This window comes from Lysobacter antibioticus HS124 (assembly GCF_000336385.2).
GTDB lineage: Bacteria > Pseudomonadota > Gammaproteobacteria > Xanthomonadales > Xanthomonadaceae > Lysobacter > Lysobacter firmicutimachus.
On the sequence record NZ_HG424553.1, the window covers coordinates 1 to 4,649 of the forward strand.

4 protein-coding genes and 1 pseudogene are annotated in these 4,649 nt (G+C 69.1%); 1 reads left to right on the plus strand and 4 read right to left on the minus strand.

Annotation, left to right across the window (positions count from 1 at the left end):
• Window positions 1–48 precede the first annotated feature (48 nt).
• The 4 genes from dkgB to TX83_RS22935 all read right to left on the minus strand — a co-directional run bounded on the left by dkgB (window position 49) and on the right by TX83_RS22935 (window position 4,067).
• A complete protein-coding gene (dkgB, locus tag TX83_RS18020; RefSeq protein WP_064749369.1) occupies window positions 49–852 on the minus strand; it encodes a 2,5-didehydrogluconate reductase DkgB in 804 nt (267 codons plus the stop codon).
• 338 nt (window positions 853–1,190) lie between these two features.
• Window positions 1,191–2,300, minus strand: coding sequence for a zinc ribbon domain-containing protein (locus TX83_RS18025; protein WP_064749370.1), 1,110 nt, complete (start codon window positions 2,298–2,300; stop codon window positions 1,191–1,193).
• Entirely contained in the window at window positions 2,300–3,364 is a 1,065-nt protein-coding gene (locus tag TX83_RS18030) for an SPFH and helix-turn-helix domain-containing protein (protein WP_064749371.1), read from the minus strand. Before TX83_RS18030 ends, TX83_RS18025 begins: the two co-directional genes overlap by 1 nt.
• Before the next feature lie 493 nt (window positions 3,365–3,857).
• Window positions 3,858–4,067: a hypothetical protein gene (locus tag TX83_RS22935; RefSeq protein ID WP_141233561.1), complete on the minus strand. Its 210-nt coding sequence runs from the start codon at window positions 4,065–4,067 to the stop codon at window positions 3,858–3,860.
• On the opposite strand from TX83_RS22935, the pseudogene TX83_RS18035 reads away from it, so the two are divergent.
• Window positions 4,066–4,649: pseudogene (locus TX83_RS18035) on the plus strand (energy transducer TonB); the annotation flags it as partial. The gene TX83_RS22935 and the pseudogene TX83_RS18035 overlap by 2 nt on opposite strands.

Consider the following 4,649-nt stretch of genomic DNA (forward strand, 5'->3'; position numbering starts at 1 on the left):
ACGGCAACGGCAACGGCAACGGCAACGGCAACGGCGGGGCGTCGCTGCTCAATCCCACTTCGGCGCCAATCCTTCCGGGTCGACCAATCGCTCGCCGCGGTCCAGTGCCGCGATGCGGGCCATGTCGTCTTCGCTCAGGCGCAGGTTCTGCGCACGCAGGTTGCCAGCGAGGTTCTCGCGGCGGGTCGAGGAGGGGATCACCGCATGGCCTTGCTGCATCGCCCAGGCCAGCGCGACCTGGGCGACAGTGGCGTCGTGGCGTGCGGCGATTTCGCTCAACACGGGGTCGGCGAGGACTTTGCCGTAGGCCAGAGTCATGTACGAGGTCAGCTGCAGCCCGTGTTCGCGGGCGAAGGCGGCCAGGGCGCGGTTCTGCAGATACGGGTGCAGTTCGACCTGGTTGGTGGCGATGCGCGGCGCGCCGACCGCATCGAAGGCTTCGCGCAACAGGGCGATGTTGAAGTTGGACACGCCGATCGCCCCGGTCAGGCCGGCGTCCTGGGCCTCGGCCAGGGCCTGCAGGGACTCGGCCACCGGCACCGCGCCGCCTGGCGAGGGCCAGTGGATCAGGGTCAGGTCGACGCGGTCGGTGCGCAGCTTGGCCAGGCTGTCGCGCAGGCTCGGGATCAGCCGCTCGCGCGACAGGTTTTCGGTCCAGATCTTGGTGGTCAGGAACAGCGTGTCGCGGGCCACGCCGCTGTCGGCGATGGCCTGGCCGACCTCGGCTTCGTTGCCGTAGATCTGCGCGGTGTCGATGTGGCGATAGCCGAGTTCCAGGCCGGTGCGGACCGAGTCGATCGCGGTCTGGCCCTTGAGGCGGTAGGTGCCGAGGCCGAAGGCGGGGATCTTCATGGGGAAACCTCTTGCGATGGAAACGGGGGAAGACGGGTAGCCGACGATGAGCCCGGCGCTACCGGCGGCGACGGCCTCGGTGGACGGGATGATCGGGCGGAGGGTCTGCCGGATGGGAATGCGCAGTGTCGGCGAACCGACTTTGGCGAAAAACAGCCTGATCGGCGAATTACTCTTGATTTGAAATCAATAACTGTCGCCGTCGAGGGGGCTTGCGCCGCTGCCAGCCCGGTGCCGGGGCGCGGCTTGGATCATGGACGGACGAGCGGGGTGTCGTTGCTGCGCGTCCCTTGTCACGGCTCACGCCGTTCCTGCAGGGGCACGCGCGGCCGGCGAACTCAGCGCTGTCCGCCGAACAGCCCGAACACGATCACGGCGACGATCAGCGCGGCCAGTGCCGCGAAGAAGATCTTGACCCAGCTGTAGGGCCGCTCGCCGGCGATCTGGCCGGTGTAGCCGTTGGCCAGGACCTGGAAATTGCGCGAGCCGTAGGTGTAGCTGACCAGCCACACCGGCACCAGGATGTGCTTGAAGGTGCGGCCGCTGTAGTCGGCCTGGACCTGCAGGTTGCGGTGGGTGTCGCCGGGCACGTCGTTGGCGCACAGCTGCCGGGTCTGTTGCTGCATCGATTCGGTGTTGAGTTCGGAGGCGCGGCGCAGATCGACCTGGTAACGCTCGACCAGCCAGCCGCGCACGAATTCCGGCGAGTAGGCCTTGAGGTCGGTGGTGGTCGGGAACTGGCCGATCTGTTCCAGCAGGCCGGCATGCACGCCGACCGTGCCCGGCACCAGCTCGTCGTCGAAGAAATGCTGCAGCGCGCCCGAGGCCGGTTCCCAGCGCACCCTGCGCACTTCGCGCGTGCGGCGCTGGCCGTTCTCGATGTAGCTCTCGGTCTCGTAGTAGTAGTAGCCGGCCTCGGCGCGCCAGCGCGCGGCGACGTGGGCGTCGAAGGTCCAGTACGGCAGGTACACGCCCTTGAGGGTGTCGGTCAGCGCCGCGGTCTTGAGCCGGTTCGGCGCGAACCAGCGCGTGCCGTACCACTTGCGGATCGCGTCGCGCACCTGGCCGTCGCTGAACTTGAACGGTAGCACGCTCTGCGGAGTGATCGCGTCGCCGAGGGATTCGTGGGCGATGATCGAGGGCGAGCCGCAGAACTCGCAGCGCTGCGCGACCTTGCCGTCGACGAACACCGAGATCGCCTTGCAGCTGCGGCACTGCACTTCGCGCCGCTCGGCGTCGCCGCCGTAGCCGCGCTGCTCGCTGGGGTGCTCGGCCAAGGCCCGGGCCAGGTCGAGTTCGACCACGGCCGTGCCCTGCGCTTCCTGCGCCGGCGACCACGGCACCACGGTGCCGCAGTACGGGCAGGCCAGCGCCTGCTTGGACGCATTCCATTGCAAATCCCCGCCGCACTCCGGGCAGGGATGTTTGCCGACGGTGGCGTTGTCCATCAGCCGCGCAGGAATTCTTCGAGTGCGGACTTGGCGATGCGGGTGGCGGAGCCGATCTTGCGCGCCTTGAGGTCGCCGGCGGCGATCGCCGCCATCACGTCCTCGACCGACACGCCCAGGGTCGCGGCGGCCTGCTCCGGGGTCAGCACCTCCAGCGCGCCGGCGCCGGCCGCGGCGGCAGCGCCGGCCGCCGGCGCAGCGGGCTGGGCGTTCTGCATGCTGCGCATCATTTCCTGGGCGATGCCGAAGCCGACCGCCATCTGCGCCGGCACCGCGGCGGCCGCGGCGGCGTCGCCGCCCTGGCCCATCGCGCTGCCCATCTGGAACTTGACGTAGTCGTTGAGGTTGCCGACCGCGCTCATGCTCGAGCGCGCGTCGATCGCCTTCTCCACTTCCGGCGGCACCGACACGTTCTCCAGCACGAAGCCGGTGATCTCGATGCCGTACTTGGCGGTCATCGCCGGGTTGATCAGCGGCAGCAGCGCTTCGCCGAGTTCGCCATAGCGCGAGGCCACGTCCAGTGCCGGCACCTTGGCCGTGGCCAGGGCGTCGGTGAACACGCTGACGATGCGCGAGCGCATGGTGTCGGCGAATTCGTCGAGGCGGAAATTCTGGTCGGTGCCGGCCACTTCCTTGAGGAACTTGGGCGGGTCGACGATGCGGAAATCGTAGGTGCCGAAGGCGCGCAGGCGGACCACGCCGAAGTCGGCGTCGCGCATCATCACCGGGTTGGACGTGCCCCACTTGTTGCCGGTGAACAGGCGCGTGTTGAGGTAGTAGACGTCGCACTTGAACGGCGAGTTGAAGCCGTACTTCCAGCCCAGGATGGTGGACAGGATCGGGATGTTCTCGGTCTTGAGCGTGTGCTTGCCCGGGCCGAACAGATCGGCGTACTGGCCGGCGGCGACGAACTGGACCTGCTGCGACTCGCGCACGATCAGCTGGGCGCCGTTCTTGATCTCTTTGTCGTCGTCGGGAAAGCGGTACGACAGGGTGTCGCGCGAGTCATCGGTCCACTCGATGATTTCCAGCAGCTCGCCCTTGATGAAACCCAGAATGCTCATGTTCCGCTCCCTGCCCGTGGTGATCGGCCCGCCTGCGATGGATGGGCTCGTCTGTGATGGGTTCGATTCTAGTGGACCCAGGTCGAAAGGACGTCGGACGGGGCCGGGACCGGACGGGCCCCCCGCTGCCGCCGGCGCGGCGCGGCCGGACCCGCGCCCGCTTTGCGGATTCTGGCGGGTCGCCCGCGCGGCCGGCTGCCTGCGACGGGACCGGCCCGGCGGGCCGGTCGCACCCAGCCGAGCGGCGGCGCCCCGGCCGTTTTCATGCCGTTGCCCGCGCCAACGTCGAACTGAGCGCCCGGTCGCGTCCCAACGGGCGAACCGACACACCCGGTATCGGTGGCAGCCGCGATGGGTGGCACACTCGGCATCTGACGCCTATCGCGGGGACCTCGCCAACCTGAACGCTTGACAAACGCGGCGCGCTAGCGCGTCCTATCGGGCGTGCGCCCGGCCCCGTATCGGACGGGTCTCGCGTACTTCAGGGGAGTTTTTAATCAATGATCGTCGCCAACAATGACCGGCAATACAGCCGGCTGTCCGCTGTAAAGCAGGTGTCCGTCGTGCTCGCGCTCGGATGCGCGCTGGCGGCCTGCGGAAAGAAGGAAGACGCCGCACCCGCCACGGACGCGGCGCCCACGGCCGCGGCCACCGCTCCGGCGGTGACTGCGCAGACCGCCGTCTCGGCCAAGGTTTCGGCCATGTCGGTGGATCAGTTGCGCGAAGCCGCGCGCAAGGCTTATGTCGAAAACCGCCTGTACGCCCCGGCCGAAGACAACGCGGTCGAGTACTACCTGGCCCTGCGCGAGAAGGCTCCGGCCGACGCGGCGGCGTCCAGCGCCCTGACCGACCTGCTGCCGATGACGGTCATCGCGACCGAACAGAGCGTGGGCCGGGAAGACTTCAGCGAAGCCCAGCGTCTGTCGGCGCTGATCGAACGCGCCGATCCGCAGCACCCGGCCCTGGCCCGGCTCAAGGCCAGCGTCGGCGCCGCCCAGGACGCCCAGGCCAAGCGCGCCGAGCAGGAAAAGCTGACCGCCGAAGAGCAGGCCAAGAAGCAGGCCGAGCTCGAGAAGCAGCGTCAGCAGCAGCAGCAACAGCAACAGCAGCAGGCCGCCCAGCAACTGGCGACCCAGCAGGCCGCCGAGCGCCAGGCGGCGACGCAGCGCGAAGCCGAGCAGCGTGCGGCCGAGCAACGCGCCGCCGAACAGCGCGCCAGCGAGCAACGCGCCGCGGCGCAGCGGGCCGCGGCCAGCGAGCGCGCGGCCCCGGCCGCGGCGGCGCC